At 72.5% G+C, this 18,509-nt stretch carries 9 protein-coding genes; 4 read left to right on the top strand and 5 right to left on the bottom strand.

Annotated elements, in window-relative coordinates; genetic code table 11:
* Positions 1–20: 20 nt before the first annotated feature.
* The 4 genes from EV385_RS26955 to EV385_RS26940 all read right to left on the bottom strand — a co-directional run bounded on the left by EV385_RS26955 (position 21) and on the right by EV385_RS26940 (position 2,187).
* Positions 21–710 carry a hypothetical protein gene (locus EV385_RS26955; protein ID WP_130511980.1) on the bottom strand — a complete coding sequence of 230 codons (690 nt, stop codon included), beginning with the start codon at positions 708–710 and terminating at the stop codon, positions 21–23.
* Positions 711–806: 96 nt separating this feature from the next.
* A complete protein-coding gene (locus EV385_RS26950) occupies positions 807–1,061 on the bottom strand; it encodes a WXG100 family type VII secretion target (RefSeq protein ID WP_130511979.1) in 255 nt (84 codons plus the stop codon).
* A 99-nt stretch (positions 1,062–1,160) separates the two neighbouring features.
* Positions 1,161–1,481 carry a WXG100 family type VII secretion target gene (locus EV385_RS26945; RefSeq protein WP_130511978.1) on the bottom strand — a complete coding sequence of 107 codons (321 nt, stop codon included), beginning with the start codon at positions 1,479–1,481 and terminating at the stop codon, positions 1,161–1,163.
* An 82-nt stretch (positions 1,482–1,563) separates the two neighbouring features.
* A complete protein-coding gene (locus EV385_RS26940) occupies positions 1,564–2,187 on the bottom strand; it encodes a helix-turn-helix transcriptional regulator (RefSeq protein WP_130511977.1) in 624 nt (207 codons plus the stop codon).
* 266 nt (positions 2,188–2,453) lie between these two features.
* Between EV385_RS26940 and EV385_RS26935 the strand changes: the two genes are divergently transcribed.
* The 4 genes from EV385_RS26935 (at position 2,454) to EV385_RS26905 (ending at position 17,550) form a co-directional block, all read left to right on the top strand.
* Positions 2,454–2,864, top strand: coding sequence for a YbaB/EbfC family nucleoid-associated protein (locus EV385_RS26935; protein ID WP_130511976.1), 411 nt, complete (start codon positions 2,454–2,456; stop codon positions 2,862–2,864).
* Positions 2,865–2,876: 12 nt separating this feature from the next.
* Positions 2,877–3,626 carry a hypothetical protein gene (locus tag EV385_RS26930; protein ID WP_130511975.1) on the top strand — a complete coding sequence of 250 codons (750 nt, stop codon included), beginning with the start codon at positions 2,877–2,879 and terminating at the stop codon, positions 3,624–3,626.
* Positions 3,627–3,751: 125 nt separating this feature from the next.
* Positions 3,752–16,945 (top strand): WXG100-like domain-containing protein, encoded by a 13,194-nt coding sequence (locus tag EV385_RS26910; RefSeq protein WP_479723879.1) that lies wholly within the window; start codon positions 3,752–3,754, stop codon positions 16,943–16,945.
* Complete coding sequence (locus tag EV385_RS26905; RefSeq protein WP_130511970.1) at positions 16,942–17,550, top strand: type VII secretion system-associated protein; 609 nt, start codon at positions 16,942–16,944, stop codon at positions 17,548–17,550. The genes EV385_RS26910 and EV385_RS26905 overlap by 4 nt, the downstream gene beginning before the upstream one ends.
* Here EV385_RS26905 and EV385_RS26900 read toward each other — a convergent pair.
* Positions 17,537–18,037 carry an RICIN domain-containing protein gene (locus EV385_RS26900; RefSeq protein ID WP_165449620.1) on the bottom strand — a complete coding sequence of 167 codons (501 nt, stop codon included), beginning with the start codon at positions 18,035–18,037 and terminating at the stop codon, positions 17,537–17,539. The genes EV385_RS26905 and EV385_RS26900 overlap by 14 nt on opposite strands.
* Between the last annotated feature and the right edge of the window lie 472 nt (positions 18,038–18,509).

Raw genomic sequence — 18,509 nt, 5'->3', positions numbered from 1 at the left:
TCCGACACCGTGAAGATCTGTTAGCCTGACTTGCCACCGAGCCCGCTGATGTCCCCGAACGACTCCTTGAAGATCGCGGCCAGGTCCTCCGAGGAAAGCGCATTGAGCTCCTCGACCGTGTCGTATTCCTTGACGAGCGTCCCGATGTCCGTCTGCAGGTCGACGAACGACTCCGCCATGCCGGTAAGGAGTAATTCGGAATCCCGCTTGAGGTTGCTGACGTTCTTCTTGAGCTCGGCGGCGTTGCTGAAGAAGCCCGGCTTGGCATCGACGAGCTTCACCTTGTCGCGCGCCAGGACGACATACTTCTTCAGCTCGTCGAGGTTCTTGGCGAAGGTCCGCAGGGCATCGGTGTTGACCTGAATACCCGAGCCGGCGTCGCCGCCCTCGTAGTTGGGTACGGTGGGAAGAACGGGGTCGTCCACGATGTCCGGCTGGGTGGTGTACTTGGAAGGATCAAAGGCAGCGTGATTGGCCGGGACAATCTCGATGGTCTTGTGATTCTTCAGGAAGTTCAGATACGCCAGGTAGCCGGCCTTCTCCTCGTCCTTGTACGGACCGTAACCGTCCTTGTCCAGATACGACTGGGCTTGTGCCGCCTGTTCCGCCGTCAGGCAGCCCGGCAGTGGCACCTGCTGGCCATTGACGATGGTGACGAGATTGACGAGGTACTTCGGCTCGATGTCGCGGGTGTCCACTACCACGTTCACGATCTGCTCCTTTCAAATGACGTATGCGCCAGGGGCACGACGGCGCCCGGTTGCCGGCGGGGGGTCTGCTCCGGCAACCGGACACCAGCGGCGGGCTCAGAAACCGGTACGCGTGTTGTCCCAGATCTGGGTTGCCCGCTGCTCTGCGGTGCCGTATCCGTCGGAGATGTTGAAGAGCGCCTGGCGGCCCGCGGCCAAGGCGACGTTCATCTGGTCCGCGGCGGCATCCCACCGCACTTTTGCTTCGGCGTACGACCCCTGCGCCGCGCCGGTCCATTCGGCGAGGTGACTCTGGGCGTACGTTTCGAGATTATTGAGCGCCTCGTGAATCTTGCTGTTGATGGCGTCCATACCGTCCAACGTGTAGTCCGCGACCTGGAAGTTGAATTTGTACGATGACAAGGCTGTGCCCTTTCAGCGAGGTCGGATCGGATGCTTTCGCGCCTGCGCTCAGACGCCCGGGAGCGCGGCGGCGAAAGGCTGCGCCATGTTCGTGGCGGTTTCCTCCGCCGCGCTGTACGTCTTCGTGTTGACCCCCATCGAGTCCATCATTCCGATCAACTCGTTGATGACGGTGGTGAAGGCGCGCTCCCAGGTGTCCATTGCCTGGTTGAAGCTGTTGGAGGCGGTGCCGACCCAACTTGCCTGCAGGGTGGCCATGTCCCCGTTGATCGTGCTCAGGTATCCGTTGAACGTGGACACCGTGTCGCCGAAGAGATTCGCGGCCGCCTGCATGCCGGGTTCGGTGGTACTGACCACGTTGCTGGCCATGGGGATCCTCCCGAGACAACTGGTTGGGACGTATTCCAGACCTTCCGGAATACGCGAATTGCTGTGTGGGTGTCGGCGGGCGTCAGATCATCCCGGAGCGCACGGCGTAGGCCACGGCATGCGATCGGTTACGCAGGCCGAGCCGGTGGGTCAGCCGGTAGATCACGTTCTTGACCGTGCGCTCCGAGTAACACAGCTTCGCGCCGATCTCGGCGGCGTCGAAACCGTCGGCCATCAGCCGCAGCACGTCCACCTCCCGCGAGGTGAGCCCGGACGCGGTGAGCCCGTACGGGATCAGGACGTCACGCCGCAGCCGCTCAATGTGCTTGATCAGCTCGCCGACGAGCTGGGGTGGCATGACGCCACCGCCGGTGGCCGCGGACGTGATGCAGTGCACCAGGCTGTCGGCCGTCACCGAGGCTCGCGGCACGACTGCCACGACCCGGCACTCGACCGCGGCAAGCAGTTCCGCCTCGCAGATCTGGTCGATGACCAAAACCACGGACGGTCCCACTTTCGCAGCGGCCTCGCGCAGGTCGGCGACCAGGTCGGATGTCAACCGGTCCGCCACAACCACCGCGACGTCCGCGTCGGCACGCCGTTCGGCGCCGACCACCGTCACCCCGGCACAGGACTCGAGGAACTTGGTGAGTCCGGCAAGGCTGAGCGGGTCAACCGCCTCGAGGGCGACGCGCACCTGTTCCACTTGTGACCTCCGACACTGGCAGTGGGCCTCCACGGTGGCAGACGGTGCCTCTACGGAACCTTCATCGGTTCCCCACGCCACCTACATCCGCAGGTAACGCCGCACATCGATCTGATGGCATCGACAGTCATGGTTCGCGGCAACGGTGACGGGTGGGGGCAGGCGGGTAAAGCCGATGCACATTCGACCCGGAATCGCTGACCGGGCTTGGCCGGCGCAACGGCCTGCCGGTCCACTGGGATTCATGAACCGACGAGGAGGTGCGCATGTCCGGTGAGCGGGACCGGTGCGTCGAGGACCTGCTTCAGCAGTACCAGCGGCAGCGCAGCGGACTGGCGGAGCTGCACCGCCGGATGCAGGAGGTCTCCGCGACCGCCGTCTCGCCGCGCCGTGAGGTCTCCGTGACGGTCAACCACAACGGCGGCGTCACCGACATCAAGTTCACCGGCAGCGCGTATCGCCGCATGACGCCGCAGGAACTGTCCGCCGTGATCATGCGGACCCTGCACGACGCCCGGGAACAGGCGGCCGATGAGGCGGCACGGATCATCGCGCCCATCCTCCCCGAGGGCCTGAACGCCCGCGATGTGGTGTCCGGGCGCCTCAGCACGGAACAACTCGTACCGTCCAGCGGCCCGCGCATGCCGCAGGTGGTCCGCGAACAGCTGGCGCGCTAGGGAGGAAGCCCCATGCCCAACCACTCGCTCGCGGTCGACACCGAACAGTTGGAACTCCTTGCCGGCCCGTATGACCACGCCGCCCAGCGCTTTCACGCGCTCGGCTGCCAGGTCGAGCGCATCAAATCCCGGTACGCGAACGCGTGGGGCAACGACGACCTCGGCCAGCAGTTCGGCCCGGCATTCGTCAGCGGGCTCGAAGGCCTCCAGCGGCGCGTCGACATCCTGAGCCGAACCCTGAGCTACTACGGCGACGGCCTGCGGGCAAACGGGCGGACCTTCCGGGAGGCCGACGACGACGCACGGCGGATCACTACGCTCCTGAACAGCGCCCTTGCCGCCGACGGTGGGGCGGACGCACCGCCGGGAGCCGAGGTCCGTCTCGCCCGCAACGCCGTGCACGTGACCCCGCCCGACGCGGCTCTGACCCGGGCGAATGGCCACGTCATCCACAACGAGTTGGTGGAGCTGGGCCCTCTGAAGCCCCGCGAACACGGAACCGTACCGGCAATGCTCGCCGCACACATCGCCGTACCGGGGATGCCCGCCGAACACGGCACCGTACCGGCAACGCTCGCCGCACACATCGCCGTACCGGGGATGCCCGCCGAGCACGCCACCGTACCGGGGATGCCCGCCGACTCCATCGCTGCCTGGTCACCGGAGGAGAACCTCACGCCCGGCCAGCCGCGCGGTGAGACCATCGGTGTCGCGAAGCAACGAGTGGAATGGAAGCCGGACGAGAGCCAGGACGAAGGCTAGGCCGGGACCGAGGGTGGCGCATGCGGCATCGGACGGCGGCGGATCTCGCACCGGCCCGCACCGGGCCGGTGGGTGCCACTGCCTGCTGACGGCACGTACTCCCCGGTGGTGCCGACGTGGTTAACATGTACATTCCGGACGATCCGGAATGGCAGTGGGCGTACGACGCCATCCTCTACACCTCCGGCGAGCAGTGGCCGCAGGCCAACGAGGCCGATCTGCGCGCCATGGCGCAGGAGCTGGCCGGCTTCTCGCAGCAGCTCGCCAGCGCGGCCGGCGGGGTGAACAACCTGTCGTCCCATGTCTTCGGCGCCATGGAGGGCCAGCCGGCCGACGCGTTCCACCGGGCGACCCGGCACGTCATGGACGACGTACCCAAGGGCGCGTGGATGGCGAACCAGCTCAGCCAGCAGGCAAGCGATTTCGCCCTCGACACCGAACAGACCAAGTACACGGTCGCGATTGCGATGATCAGCCAGGTCATCGAGATCTTCGCAGCCCTGGCATCGGGTTTCGCATTCCTGGTGCCGTTCCACATCGAGGTGGGCGGCGCCATCGTGCGGGCCCTGATCCAGAGCTTCAAGCTGCGGCGGGCCGCCTCGGGCGCACTGCACCTGACCTGGGAGGCCATCGACGAGGGCATCGAGGAAGGCATGGAGAACGCCCTCGCCCAGTCGATCCAGTGGGCCGAGGGCAACCGGAAGACATTCGACGCCACCGGGTTCGGGCTGGACGTGCTGATGGGCGGACTCGTCGGCGTCAACCACGCGGGTCTCAAGAGTGTCGGCGACAAGGTTGCGCCGAAGGCCACCCACAGCGCCCTGGGCCACGGCGGGCTGGAAGCCCTCGCCGAGATACCGGTGGAAATGGGTGCGGCGGCCATCCTGGGCGGCAATCCCGACCTGCTGGCCACCGGCGTCTCCGGTGTCCTGAGTGGGGCGGCCTCCAAGAAGGCGCACGACTGGGGTCAGGCGATCGCCGGTAACCCCCCACCGCCGGGGCCGCCGCACCCGACCGGCCCCGACGGACCGTCGACAGATCCCACCTTCACGGTGCCGACCGGGCCGTCCTCGACGGGCGGCGGCGGATCCGACGCATTCGGCGACTCGACCGCCTCCGGCATCCCGGACGGACCCGCCGTCGGCTCCAACGGCCCGGCCGGCGGCGGCGCAGAAGGAGGCACCCCGGCCGGTTCTTCGGTGTCCTCGACCGGACCCTCCGGCACCGCCACGGTGGTCGAAGGCCCCCCGACCGGCCCTGCGGGCACCCTGCCAAACAGCAGCACCCTCCCGAACAGCACGCCCGCCGCCAGTTCGCCACGTGCGGCGTCCGCCGAACCCGACGGACCGTCATCGAACGGTTCATCCGGCGGCAGCCCGAAGGCAACCAGCGATGGGGGTCTGCCCGGACTTGAGCCCACGCGCGTTGGTCCGGCAGACCCGAACGCGAGTGTCACCCGCCGCGACAGCACCAGCACGCCCACCGCCGCAGTGCCTACGCCTGCCGGCGGTGAAACCGCCAGCGCCGCGCCGAGCACCGGGGCACCCCCGGCCGCGGCCACCGTCGACCCGGTGGCGCCGCTGACGGGCGGTACACAGCCTGCGCCAAACCCCGGCACGACAACCACTGACCACACCACCGGCCCGATCCCCACCGCCGGTCCATCACCGGCCACTGACACTGGCATTCCCCCAACCACCACATCGCCGCAACCCACCACCACGCCCCCTACAACCAGCCCGCCACCGGCCTCCGGAACCGGTACGCTCCCAACCACCACATCGCCGCAACCCACCACGGACCCGGCCCCGACGCAGAACCCGGACGCGCCATCGGGCACCATCGGCATGCCGCCACCGGCGACGCCCGTACCGACAGGCAGTACGGCCACCTCCGCGGCGTCCACCCTCGCGGGCTCCCCACTGGTGCTGGCCGACGCCGCGCAACTGTCCAGCTCCCCGGCCGCCAGCAACCCAGCGGCACCGAATCCCTCGCCACCGGCCACGGCCGGGAGCACCGGGACCGCCCCGGCCGCGAGCCCGGCGCCACCAGCCGGCGTCACCGGTACATCGCCAGCGGCGAACCCGCCCACAGCGTCCGGCCCGGACAGCAGCGCACGACCGGTGTCCGACGCGGCAGGCGCGACACTGGCGGCCCCGGAGGCGGCCGGCGATGCCGGCCCATCCGGAGCCCCGGCGGCCGGTTCCACCCCGTCGGCGAGTCACCCGGTACCGCAACCGGCCAGCGTCGCCACCGTCGGCAACGCTCCGGTACCGTCCGGGTCTCCGGCTAGCGAGCCGGCGTCGGCGGCCTCCCCGGTCGCAATGGCCGGTCCGCAGTCGCCCGGCGCCGGTCCCCCTGCACTGCCGACGACGTCAGCCACCACCCCTGCCCCCACCACCCCGCCAGGGACCACCACCCAGCCAGGGACCAGCACCCAGCCAGGGACCAGCACCCCGCCCGCCGTCGCGGCGCCGTCCGCCCGGGTCGTTCCGCCGCCGGACCTGGGGCCGGCGAGCCTTCAGCCAAGTGTTGGGTCGACCGTGGGCCCAGCCCATTCCCAGGCGCCGGGTCCCGTGGCGCAGACCGACAACGCGGCGCGGGCGGCGATACCCGCGCCGACGCCCGAGTCGTCGCCGCCTGCGACAGGGCGGATGCCACAGCCAGCCGCCGGCCCGGTCGCGACCCTGACACCTGCCGCCGTCCAAGCCCCGACCCCGGCGCCGGCCCCGGCACTTGCCCCGACCCCGGCGCCTGCACCGACCCCGGCATCTGCCCCGGCGCCGGAGACCAGCGGTCGGCCCGCGACGGCAGCCGAGATGCTGGCACGGGGCACCGAGCCCGCTACCGCCGAGACACTCCGGATTCCGACGGAGCCCGCCTTTGGGGGCGGCCTAACCACCGAATTCTCCGGCGGGCACGCCGCGTTGCGTGACACCGAGGCACCCGTCCTCGACCACGGTGCTGAACCAACTGCGCCCGCCGTACATCCCTTGACGGAGGTGCCGGCGGCTCAGCACGACGTGTCCGCCCCCGCAGCCACGAAGCCGGACGCCCCGTCCGGCGCCGCAGCCCGGGAGGTGCTCCGGACGGAGACCGGCACGCCGAAGCCGTCCGCGCACGAGACGTCGACGCGTGAGCCGATCGCATCCGCGCACGAGTCGGGCGCCACCATGCCGCGTGCGATCGAGCCGCCGTCGTCCGCGAGAGGCCTGGTCACCGAACGGCCGCCGATGCCGCACGACGCCGACACCTCTGCCATGCCGCACCACGCCCTGCTCGGTGACGGCACACCGCCCACCGTCGACGGCACACACCCGGACGGCACACACCCAGACGGCACGCGAACCTCGGACGGCACACGCACCCCGGACGGCACACACACCCCGGACTCGGCGGGCGTGGAGGAGCGGACGGCCCCGGTCGTGCCTGTGATGGACGGTGTGCAAACCCCGTCGCGGGCGCCGAAGCCCGTGAGGTCGGCGACCCGCCCGGCGCCGGCTGCCACGTCGATGGGTGTGGTGCTCGGGCAGCGTGGTGCGCAGCCGTTCCGGGAGGCCCAGCAGCGGTTCGGTTTCCGGCAACTCGGCGAGCCGGTCCGGATCGGTGAGGTCGGTGAGCGGACGGCGGCCACCGCAGACCTGCCCGCCTACCTGGCCACGGTGCCGGTCACTCCCGGCACCGACCTGCGGGTGCTGATCGACGCGTACGCCGCCGGGTTCCACGAAGGCACCGGGCAGGGGCGGTTCGGGCTGGTCATCGGTGTCAACGGGTTCGGCCGGTCGTTCGACGATGCGCAGATCCGGGCGACGGTCGAGCAGGTCACCCGGATCGGGGCGCCGTTCCCGGTGGTGGTGTTCGGGTTCTCGTGGCACAACAGCCGGATCCCGGCGGGGGCGGGACCCGGGCAGGACACGATCCCGTACGCGGCGATCCGGGAGACCCTGATCCGCCATCCCGCCGCCGAGCAACTGCTCCAGGACCTGAAGGCGCAGGCCGGGGACAATCCGACGTTCCTGCACACCGGCGACGCGGACGTCGACTCGATGGCGGGGCTGTTCAACCGGGTGGACGCGGCGCTGGCCGGCAACCCGGACGCGCAGCTGGTCAGCGGCGGCTACCGCTTCGAGGTGGACGCCCCGGCGATCGTGCGCCAGGCGAACACCCGGGATCTCGCCGTACGTGACGCCATGGCCAGGGTCGACCCGCGCTCGGTGTACCTGCCGGAGCCGAACACGTTCGTCCGGGTCGACCATCCGACGCTGGAGAAGGACATCACGTTCGGGGTGCGCTCGGAGTCCGGCACGCTGCACTACACCTCGAAGGAGGGGCGCGGTCTGGTCGACTCGGTGCTGCGCAACCGGCAGCAGCTCTACCTGGAGCCGCGCGCCTTCACCGTGTTCGACTCGTCGCTGGCGGTGCGCACGGAGAGCCAGCGGCTGCTGCGCAACTTCGACCCGGCCCGCCCGGACAGCATCCCGCAGAGCCACGCCGACCGGGACACCTGGGTGGGCCAGGTGCAGCACCTGATCCAGACCGCGCCGGAATACCAGGGGATCGACCCGAATCTCGCCCAGCGGTTGTCCCGGCTGGCTTTCCACAGTGTCGAGCCGGTCGGCGAGGCCGAGCAGCGGGCGATCGTGGCCGAGCTCAGAAGCTATCGGGGCCAGGCCCGGCCGCTGCGCCAGCTGGCCGCCGAGACGCACGCCGCGCTGGAGGCGAACCCGTATCCGGCGGCGCACTCCCCCGCCCTGGCGCCCCCGGTGCCGCCCGCGGCAACCCCCCAGCAGGTCGACGCGCCGCGGGCCGCGCAGCCGAACCTGCCCGCCGAGTGGCGGCAGGCGTACGCCGACGCGGTGCCGCACCGGCTGCGCACCGAGCGGTACAACCCGGCCCGCGACCCGGTCGTGCCCGGCACCCACCTGCTGCGCGGCGAGCTGACCACGATCGACTTCCAGGTACGCGAGTTCCGGGCCCCGGACGGCACGAACGTACGGGCGTTCGACGTACACCTCGACCTGGTGTCGCGCGGCGACGTGCTGTCGCCGCAGGCCCGTGCCGCGTACGCCCGGTCAGTGCAGGACACGATCGGTGAGATGGTCAACGGGCACCACAGGTTCCCCGACGGCCACGTCATGCACGTGAACCTGACCTTCGACACCCCGCCCTGGCGCGACGGCATGCTGAACGACTGGGCCGACGACCCGTCCCGCAACCCGCCCGTCGAGGTGGTGGCCGGCCAGGGACTCGACACCCACCAGCACCAGTGGAACACGGGCCACAGCCCGGCCGTCGGCGTACACGAGGTGATGCACTACCTCGGCGCGACCGAGGGGTACGCGTCCGAGGCCCGTCTGTTCCGCACCCCGGACCGCCCCGGCGTCATGGGCCCGCAGGTGCACAGCCTGCCCACCCACCGGTCGCAGGGCACCGCCGACTACCTGACCGGACAGGACCTGATGCGCATCCACGACGTGGCGCAGACCGCCGGGATGGTCCGCGACCTACCGGTCGCACCGTCGATGCCGGCGGATCCGCCGCCCGCCGGCACGGCCGCCGCGAACGCGCACTCGGCGTCGCAGGCACCGATGGGGTTCGCCGACCCGATGGACGACGCCGACGACCTCTCCCTGTCCGGCCTGGAGATCGAGGACGCGGTGCCGGACTCGGTCTTCCAGCAACCCGACGGGCGGTGGGCCGACCGGGACGACCCGTTCCAGTCGACGTTCGGCACCGCCGGGGAGGCGGCCGCCCACCGCGAAACGTACGTGGATTTCTGGGAGTCGCTGAACCGGGTCGAGTGGAGCCGGCCGGACCTGAGCAGCCGGACGGTCCGGTCCGCCACCCGCGCCGGCACCCACCAGCTCTACGGCACCGGTCAGGGAGTCACGACCTGGCACTACCTGCGCAACCTGGGCCCGGCCGGGTTGCACCGGTCCGCACGTGACGTCGCCCTGGTGCTGGACGAACTGATCAACCGGTCGGACCACCTGCTGCTGGGTGTGCGGAACCGGGAGATCCCGCTCGACACCGTGCTCGCCGAACCCGAGGTGAACGCGGCCCTGAACTGGGCCCGCCAACAGCTGCCGTACTCGCGCGGGTCCGGGGCCGACACCCTGGTCGTCCGGACCGACGGCGGGCGGATCGTGGTGCAGGGCCGCCCGGCGTTCACCGAGGTGGCACGCAACCTGCCCGGCATGGCGAGCACCTTCCACCGGCGGCACATCATCGCCTGGCACAGCATCAGCGGCGCCGTGCAGAACGCCGTCAACCAGATCCTCGACCGGGCCGCCACCGCCGGAGCGCAGGCCGCCGCGCGGCAACACCTGACCGACCTGTTCCAGGCGTTCCTCAATGTGTACGGCCCGCCCCGCCCACCGGCGGCCAACGACGGCACCGCATCCACCCCCGGACTGGAGGACCTGATCGCCGACAGCCTGCGGACGCTCAACAGCAACCCGCACAACCTGTGGGGCGGCCCCGGCTACGAGAACACCCTGATCAACACGTACCAGAACGAGCTGCGGGGAATGGCCGGGTGGGTCGCCGGCCGCAGCGACACGGACGCCCTCGCGTTCCTGGGCGACGTGACCACACGGCTCGACGCCCGCCTCGCCCGGTCCCGCAACCGCGACTACCGGCGCATCGTGGGCACCCTTCGTGAGGTGCTGGGCGAGTTCCAGCCGACGGGCACCATTCCGGTCGGCCGGGAGGTGGCCGACCTGCTCACCCAGATCGCCGACACCTACGAGGTCGACCGCCCGTACTTCGAGGAGTGGCAACGGCAGCAGACCCGCCCGGTCGACCGGCGGCTCAACGTGGGACTGCTCGGCATCGCCCCGACCTTCCTCGACTGGGCGAACGGACGATTCCCCGCCACCGCCACCGCCGGGGACGTGTCGACGGGCCTGGTCCAGGTGCTCGACAGCTACATGCGTAATCCGCATCCCCCACCGCCGAACCCCGGCCCGCAGACCTGGTCCCACGCTCCCCCACTCACCCCGGACGGCCAGGCGGGCGGGCGGGCGGTGGCGCTGCGCGACCATACCGGGCGGCTCGTCGGCGCCGGCTTCGAGAATCCGGCCACCGGCGGGGACCCGGCGGTCGGCCGGGCCGGGACGGACCGTACGCCCCGGCTGGACGACGACGCGCCGGCTCCCGACAGCACACCTGCCGTACGTTTCGCCGACGGCAGCCGGATGCCCGACGACCCGCGGTGGCTGCTGTCCTCCGGAGTGCTGGGCCTGCGCCTGCCCGACGAGGTCGCGGCACGCATCGGCGCCGCGCTCGACCTGCCGTCCGAGGCGCAGGACACACTCACGCTGGCGCTGCGCCACCAGCCGCAGGACTTCACCGGGGACGGGCACGCGCTGTCGCTTCCCGACGGCGGTGGCGCCCACCTGGTCGAGACCCGGATCGCCGCGTACGGCAACTGGGAGCGGCACCACCCGCCGGATCACGCGGGCACCGCAACCGTCACGGGCACGTCCCGCTCGGGCGAGCGCACCAGGACCGGTACCCGGTCGGTGTCCCTGGCGGACCAGCGGGCGCTCGGCGCCTCCGTCTCGGTCGGTCCCGCCCTGGTGCTCGGCGGGCTCGGGGAGATCGGCGTCCGGGTGTCCGCCGACCGCGGTTACCGCTACGGCTGGCAGTCGGCGATCGGCCGCTCCTGGACGGTCAGCGCCGATACCTCCACCCACCTGCACGTCGACGACGTGTTCTACATGGCGACCCGCACCGGCCCGGACGGCGAGACCACCGCGGCCGTGACGTTCGCCGTCCGCAGTGGACTGGAGCTGTGGCTGCCCGACAGCGTCACCGCGCCGCGACCACCCGCGCACCGGCTACCCACCGTGCTGAGCTTCGCCGACGGCCACAGGTTCCGCACGCCCGCCGTCGAGGGCGTCGAGCCGGTCCACGCGCGGCTGACGCAGCACACCGGCCGGCGCTTCGAGGACTTCGCCGCCGACCTGTTCCCCGGCCTGCACCCCACCGGCATCGCGGACCTGCACCGGCACCTGAGCTCGAACGGGCTGCGCCAGCACCTCCCCGACATGCTGCAGGGATGGTGGACGGTGCCGGGCACGCTGGCCCGGCTGCGCGCCGTACCGGTCACCGCGGAGCTGGTGGGCGCAGACCCGGAGGTCGGCCTGGACGTGGCGGTGACGACCAGCGGCACGCACACCCGCGGGCTCACCGGCGCCCGCACCGTGGAGGGGAGCCTGTTCGCCGGCGGCACGTTCCAGGCCCCGGGCGGCCGCGGCCGCGCGGGAGCGGGACTGCGGGCGGCCCGGTCGGCCGCCGCGACCACGACGCTCGGGGGCACCGCCGCCCGGCGCGGCGCCACGCGGACCGCCGGGCCGACCGGACGGTACGACGTCAGCTTCGCGCTCGACATCGGCAACGCCGAAACGGGTGCCACCCAGCGGATCCCCGGTGGGCGGGCGCTGCTGCGCCTCGGCGCCGCCGACGCCCGGCGGCTCGCCGGCTGGGCCCCGGAGAACCGCCCCGCCGCCGCGCTGGCCGAACCCGGGCCACCCGCGAACCTGACGGTCGACGCCCCGTTCGGGCTGGGCACCACCGCCCAGCCGATCGAGCTGGTGCCGGCGGAGCCCGGCGGCCAGGCGGAGGTGGTGGCCGAGTTCGCCGAGCGGACCGTTGCGGCCCTGCACGCAGCTCACCCGGACCTGATCGCCGGACCGCTCAGCGGCACCGGAAACGACCGGGCGCGGCGCAACCTGGCGCGGCTGCGAGCGGAGCTGGACCACGATGCGGTCCTCGCCCGGCTGGACCGGGCCGGTCAGCCCGGCGGCTGGTCCGTCGCGTTGGAAGGCGGCGGCCTCATCGACCGCAACGCCCGCGTGGTGATCCGGGCGCGGCTGAGCGAACGCCGCTTCGAGGGCACCGTCATCGATCGCCGGCCGCTGTCGGAGGTGTCCCGGACCACCCGGCTGGGCGCGACCCACACGGTTTCCGCCACGCGGGACGCCGGTCCGGAGGCGTCGGCCGCGGTGGCCAAGGGTCTGGACGTCGCCGCCCGGGCCCGGCGGGTGTGGCAGCACACCTGGAGTGCCGACATCGGATACTCCACGTCGTCCACCACCGCCCGCACACCGGAGGCCGGCGCGCACCACTGGAGCTACCGGCTGGACCTGTCGTCGGAGCTGGTCTCGACACCGCGGCACCGGTACGTCCTGCGCGACGCGGTCGTCGCGCGTACCCGGGCCCGGGACCTGGTCTCGGCCGCCGATCCGGTCAGCGGCCGGCTCCACGTGCTCAGCCCGGCGGCGCTCGCCGCGGGCGAGCCGGTGCCCGGCCGGACCGCCCCGACCGTACGGGCCATCGCGGACGCCGACCCGAATCGCAGCCGGCTGCTGGCCGGAGCGCCGGTACGGCCGCGCCGCGACATCCCCCTGCTGCGCCGCCCGTACGACGTGCTCGCGGTGGCCGACACCGGACTGTTGACCGCCCAGGCGCACCAGGTGCTCGGCGAGGTCACCGGCGGCCGCTGGGATTTCCAGCGGCCGGGCGGTGCGGCCCACGACGCGGTCGAGGAGGAGCTGTCCCCGCTGCGCGCCGTCACGGACCTGCCGAGGTACCTGTCCGGCGGCGCCACCACGGCCGGGCTGTTCGGCGTCGGCGCGTTCACCGATCGCGTGGCCACACTGGTGGTGGAGAGCGAGATCGATCCCGGCCGCACTGCCCTGGTGACCCGGCCCACCCGGGCCGTCCCGCTGGTGTACCGGTACGGGATGGAGACCGTGCTCGGCACCTCCACCGGCCGGACCCGGTCGCTGTGGCGGTTGACGGCCTCCGCGTCCTACGGGCGCGCGGTCGGTCCCCCACCGGCAGCCGGTACGGTCGGCGTGGTCGGCGGCGCGGTGCTCGGCGGCAGCGCCAGCGCCGGCTACCACCGGGGCTCGTCCATCGGGGCCGGCACGAACCTCACGGTGGGCGTCACCCGGGGACAGCGCGTGTCCCGGCCGACGGTCGTGGTCCGGACCTCCGCCACTCACCACGTCCACGCGGTGGCCCGGCGCACCGGCTGGCTCGCCGACACCGGACGGCTGCTGAGCGGACCGGTCGAGGCACTCGCCCGCCGGAGAGCCGCGCAGCCGGGGCGGCCGTCGTTCTCCGCGCCCCGGTACGCGGGCCGCAGCGTCTCGTCGCCCGACGGCGTCCTGTTGCGGGTCCTCGCCGAGGACGCCCGATCCGAGGGCCTGCTGCCCGCGCACTCGGTGGACGGCTCACCGGCGTACGCCCCGCCCGGCTCGCCGCCATGGCACCTGCCGCGGTGGTACGGCTCCTCAGCGGGTCTCGCGGCGCTCGTTCGCGGGATCGACACGCAGGCGGCGGTCGAAGCCCTGCGCAGCGAGGCAGCCCGGCACGGAGTTGCGCACCTTTCCTCCACCGACCCGCTGCGCGACCTGCGGGGCAGCCTCGACCAGATCCTGACCGCCCTGTCGGAACCCGCCTCCCGCAGCATGGCCGACGTGATGAACCGCCACGGTGTGACGTTGCGGGTGGAACGCTCCGGGCTGCTGCGGCTGGCGCACGGCCGCGTCACGGTGGAACTGCTGCGCGATGGCGCACCACGGTTCACCGGCCTCGAGTACGGCGTCGAGTTGTCCGAGTCCATCGCGGTGACGGCGACGACCCAACGCTCCAGCGGCGACGTCAGCGGCCGCTCGTGGGGGTTCGAGCTGCGCGGCGGTACCGGGCCCGGAGACGGTGCGGTGCGCAACCTCCGCGCCGGGATCGGCGGCTCCGGAGGGTTCGAGTCCGCCCGGACCACCGGCGAATCCCGGTCGTGGTCGCGCGCCGCCGAACTGGCGGCGACCGGGCCCACGGCGACGTTCGCGGGCCCGCTGACCATGCGGATCACGGCTGACCTCGGCGACACCCGGCTGGTGGCGTCCGCGCCTGCGGGCGTGGCCGAGGAGCGGATCCCGCTGAGCAGCACCGTGCCGGATCCCGGCGGCCCACCGCAGCAGCGCCCCGACACCGTGGTCACCTGGCCCCAGTACCCGCCCGCAGGTCCCGCCGGGGATGAGACGCCGCTCGGTGAGCTCCTGGCCGCCTGGCGGTCGGACCCGGATGCGTTGACCCTGCCACCGGGCGCGTTCACGGCGCACGTGGGTTCGGTCGCCGACCTGCGTACCGCTGCCGAGCTGGCGGTCCGGGTGACGACCCTGCGCCCGCAGGACCGGCCAGGTGCGGCGCTGGACCCGCATTCGGCGCCCGGGTTGCCGCGGATGCTCGCACCCGGCCAGCCGGCGGCGGAACTGCTCGTGGGCGCGCTGAGCGACCCGGTGCTGCGCGGCACCTTGCCGTCGCTGGCCGCCGCGGCGACGCCGGAGTCGTCACCATTGCGGGTGGAGTTGCCCGCCAACGGCGTGCTGGGCGGGCGCGACGTGCTGTTGCACGCGTTCGCGCGGCTGCGGCGCACCGGCGCGCAACTGCTCACTGTCGCCGACGGCGTCACGCTGGTCGGGCTGGTCCCGCCGGGTGCGGAGTCCCGGGACCGGCTGGCGCTGCGGCAGGGCGCGGAGCGGTCGGCCGGCGCGGTGGACGGCGCCGGGATCACACCGGCGGGTGGAGCGGTGCTGCGCATCCCCGGCGCGAACGTCGATGTGGGCACCGGCCTGTCCACTGTCCTCGGAGCGGACCCCCTGGCGCACGACACCGGTGAGACGAGGTCGTCCGGCGAGACGTCCGCCGTGACACTCGGGCCGGAGCGTGCGCTGCTGTTCCGGCTACCGGCCGACTGGTGGCTGGTGGCGCAGGTGACCGGCGGCGACCCGTGGCGTGCCACGCCGCCGGTGGTGGCGCAGGTCGCCGCTGGGGTGCACGTCTGGCTCACATTCGGGCAGGCGCGGGAGCTGCGGCTGATCGACGACGACACGTTCCCGACCGGCGTCGCCACCGCCTGGGACGCCGTCCGGGACACGGCGGACACCTGGACCGGTCACGCGAGCCGCTACGACGACGTACGCAACCACCTCGACGTCGCCGCACGTGAGTACGAACAGGCGCGCGACGGATACGAGCAGGCGCGGGCCGAGGACCGGCGTGCCGCCGAGGATGCGCTGCGCGCGCGCCGCGACCACCTGGCCGCGACCCTGCACGACCTGCGGACCGCCCGGCACGCCGCGGTCCGGTCCGGAGCCGGCCTGCGCGCCGCTCGGCGCGCCGCGGACGCGCTGACGGCGTGGTACTTCCCGCCGCCCGGCGAGCGCACCGGTACGCCGCCGCCCGCCTGGGCCAGCGCCGCCGAGCCGGATCTGGGCGTGCCGGAGGTGGCGGTGCGGTATCGCAGGCCGCAGTCGGACGGAACCGGCGACAACACCGACGAGCTGATCGCGCCGGGCGGCGGTGTGGTCCGGATCGTGGGCGGCTGGCCGGCCCGTGATTCATTCCTGTACGCGTTGCACCAGGCCACCACGGCTTCCCCGCCCACCTCGGGGTGGATGAGCGGGATGCGGGACCGGCTCGCGGATCAGCTACGCGCGATGAGTGCCACCGACACGTGGGCGGGCTTCTTCGCGCCGGACCGCGAGGAACGCTTCGACGCCGCGGAGGTGCGGCGCGCCGGGGTTCCGTTGGACGATCGCGCAGGCCGCGAGTTTGCGGACACCTCCCTCGTACCCGATGCGGTTGATCTGGCGGACCTGCCGGAGGTCCGCGGTCGGCTGGCCGCGGAGTCCGTGCTGCGCGGTGCCAACGGGCCGGGCGGCCACACCGGCGGTGACCTGGCACCCGTGGCCGCAGCCGTCGTGCTGGGACGTACCGTCCGTGTCATCCGCGCCGACCTGGGCTTTCAGGATTTCGGGGAGTCCCCGGCGGGGTCGGACCCGGCCGTCGTGCTGTACGTCGAGGACGGCCACTACCGAGTGGTGCTGCCCACGGACCGCTCGCACGCGGAGGAGGCCGGGTCGTGGCAGGTCACCGCCGGAGCGGGCCGCGTCACGGCGCCGGATGGACGGACCGGATTCGAGCTGGGCACCGGGTTGCCGGATCTCGTTGACGCCGTGGCCGCCGGCATCGCTCGCCTGGATCCGGACCTGCACCTGCGTCTCGGGATGACCGGCGCGGTGGGCCTGGCCGACGCGATCCGGGCGGCCGGCGCCGGGGTCGCCGCCGATCTGGACGCGTGGATGGGGGCGGTCGGTCGCACGTTCGGTGTGCCCCTCACGGTGGTGCTGCCGGACGGCCGGGCCTGGCATGCCGGTCCCCGCGACGGGGAACGGGTGATCGTGGTCCTGGAATCGGGCAGCTGGCACCCAGCGTGGCCATCGGAACGGGCGGATGGGGGATGAGCATGCAACCGTACGGCGTCGTCACGAGGGACTTCGTGCTGTTGGTGGATTCCGGCCGGAGGGCGGAGCCGGGCGCCGGGGTGTCCGCCGCCGCGATCGTCGGCCGCTGGCCGGTCAGCGGGGATGGCAGCATCGGTCCGTTCCGGAACAGCCCCGACTACCGGCCACGGGACGACACGTCCGTGACCGACGCGGTCGATGCGCTCCTACGGCTGGCGGGGCAGTCGCCGACCGCGACAGGGACGTTGCAGATGCTGCTCCGTGTGGCCCCGTTCGACCTGGCCATGAACGGTGACGGGCGGCCGCTGGTCACCCGGTCACCCGACGACGTGCCGTGCGTCGTGGTCGTCACGAGCGCCGCGCACCGCCGCCGGGTCAACCCGCCCGGCTGGCGGCGTGTCGACCTCGTGGCACTGGTCACGCTGCTCGCCGACGGCGTGGACGTGCTGTTCAACCCGGCAGGGGCGATGCTGTTCCGGCTGACCGGTGATTTCATCCGCGAGACGATGATGATGACGGACGAGGACGCGGCGACTGCGTTCGAGGCGCTCCGCCTGGCCGCGGCCTCGGGGGTGGACCCGTGGTCGCCCGCTACGCCAGCCTGACCATCCACCACACCTGGTCGTCCGTCGGATCCCACGTGCAGGTCGTGTGCACGACCGGGGCTCCGTCGGCGGTCGCGCGCCGCACCCCCATGCAGCGTTCGTTCTCCACGCTGCGTAGCGCGATCCCGCCGGACGGTGCGGCGTAGATGTCCCAGCGTTCTTCATCGTCGCCGTCACACGGGTGCTGTTCCAGTCCGCTGCCGGTGTCCGACACTCGCAGGCACTGCCCGGTGGCGACGGAAACGAGCCGGCTGCTGTCCTCATTGGCCGTCAGCATCCACTGCTGGCTGGAAGTCGCGGTGATCTGTTCCTGAGAGACTCGGGCGCCGCTGGCCTGCAGCGCCTTGCCGGTGACCTGATTCTTGACGACGAAAACGGTGTCGAAGGAATAGGAGGCTTCGGTGGCGCCCAGACGTGGCGTGTCCGACGGCGCGGGCGACGCCGGAGGGACCCGCCCCTTGCCCGGAGCCGTGGTGGCGGACCGCACCGGCCGGTGCGGGGTCCGCGCCGCTGGTCCCGCCGGCGCTTCGCTGGTTGCCGATGCCACCGGAGGCGCGCCCGTCGCTGATGCCGCCGGAAGCGTGCGGGTCGCGGGTGGCGCCGCCGCGTCCGGCGCCGCCGTCGTAGCGGGCGCACCGGCTCCGCCGGCCGGGGTGGACCAGACAGGCGCTGATCTCGCGACCGGGGTCCGTCCGTCGTGTGCGGCCCACCGCACTGTCCCGTATCCCAGCAGCACCAGGCCCAGCAGTGCGGCCACCGTCGTCCAGCGCCGCCGTGGTCGGCGGCTTCTCCCGAGACCGCGATGCCGGCCCCGCGCATCAGCAGGCGCCGATCCATCGTCGCGATGACCGAGGGTGGCCGGCTGATCCGGGGTTCGTTGGCGGACGATCCGGTCCGGTCCGGCCTGGGGGGTCATGTGCGCGTCCGTGCCGTGCGGATTCTGCCGTCCCATGCCCAGC

Source organism: Krasilnikovia cinnamomea (assembly GCF_004217545.1).
GTDB lineage: Bacteria > Actinomycetota > Actinomycetes > Mycobacteriales > Micromonosporaceae > Actinoplanes > Actinoplanes cinnamomeus.
This window is presented reverse-complemented; position numbering and strand designations above follow the sequence as displayed.

Coding starts and splice junctions, on each gene's coding strand:
- EV385_RS26950 (WP_130511979.1), bottom strand. CDS start 1,061: ATGGACGCCATCAACAGCAAGATTCACGAGGCGCTCAATAATCTCGAA.
- EV385_RS26945 (WP_130511978.1), bottom strand. CDS start 1,481: ATGGCCAGCAACGTGGTCAGTACCACCGAACCCGGCATGCAGGCGGCC.
- EV385_RS26935 (WP_130511976.1), top strand. CDS start 2,454: ATGTCCGGTGAGCGGGACCGGTGCGTCGAGGACCTGCTTCAGCAGTAC.
- EV385_RS26930 (WP_130511975.1), top strand. CDS start 2,877: ATGCCCAACCACTCGCTCGCGGTCGACACCGAACAGTTGGAACTCCTT.
- EV385_RS26910 (WP_479723879.1), top strand. CDS start 3,752: ATGTACATTCCGGACGATCCGGAATGGCAGTGGGCGTACGACGCCATC.
- EV385_RS26905 (WP_130511970.1), top strand. CDS start 16,942: ATGAGCATGCAACCGTACGGCGTCGTCACGAGGGACTTCGTGCTGTTG.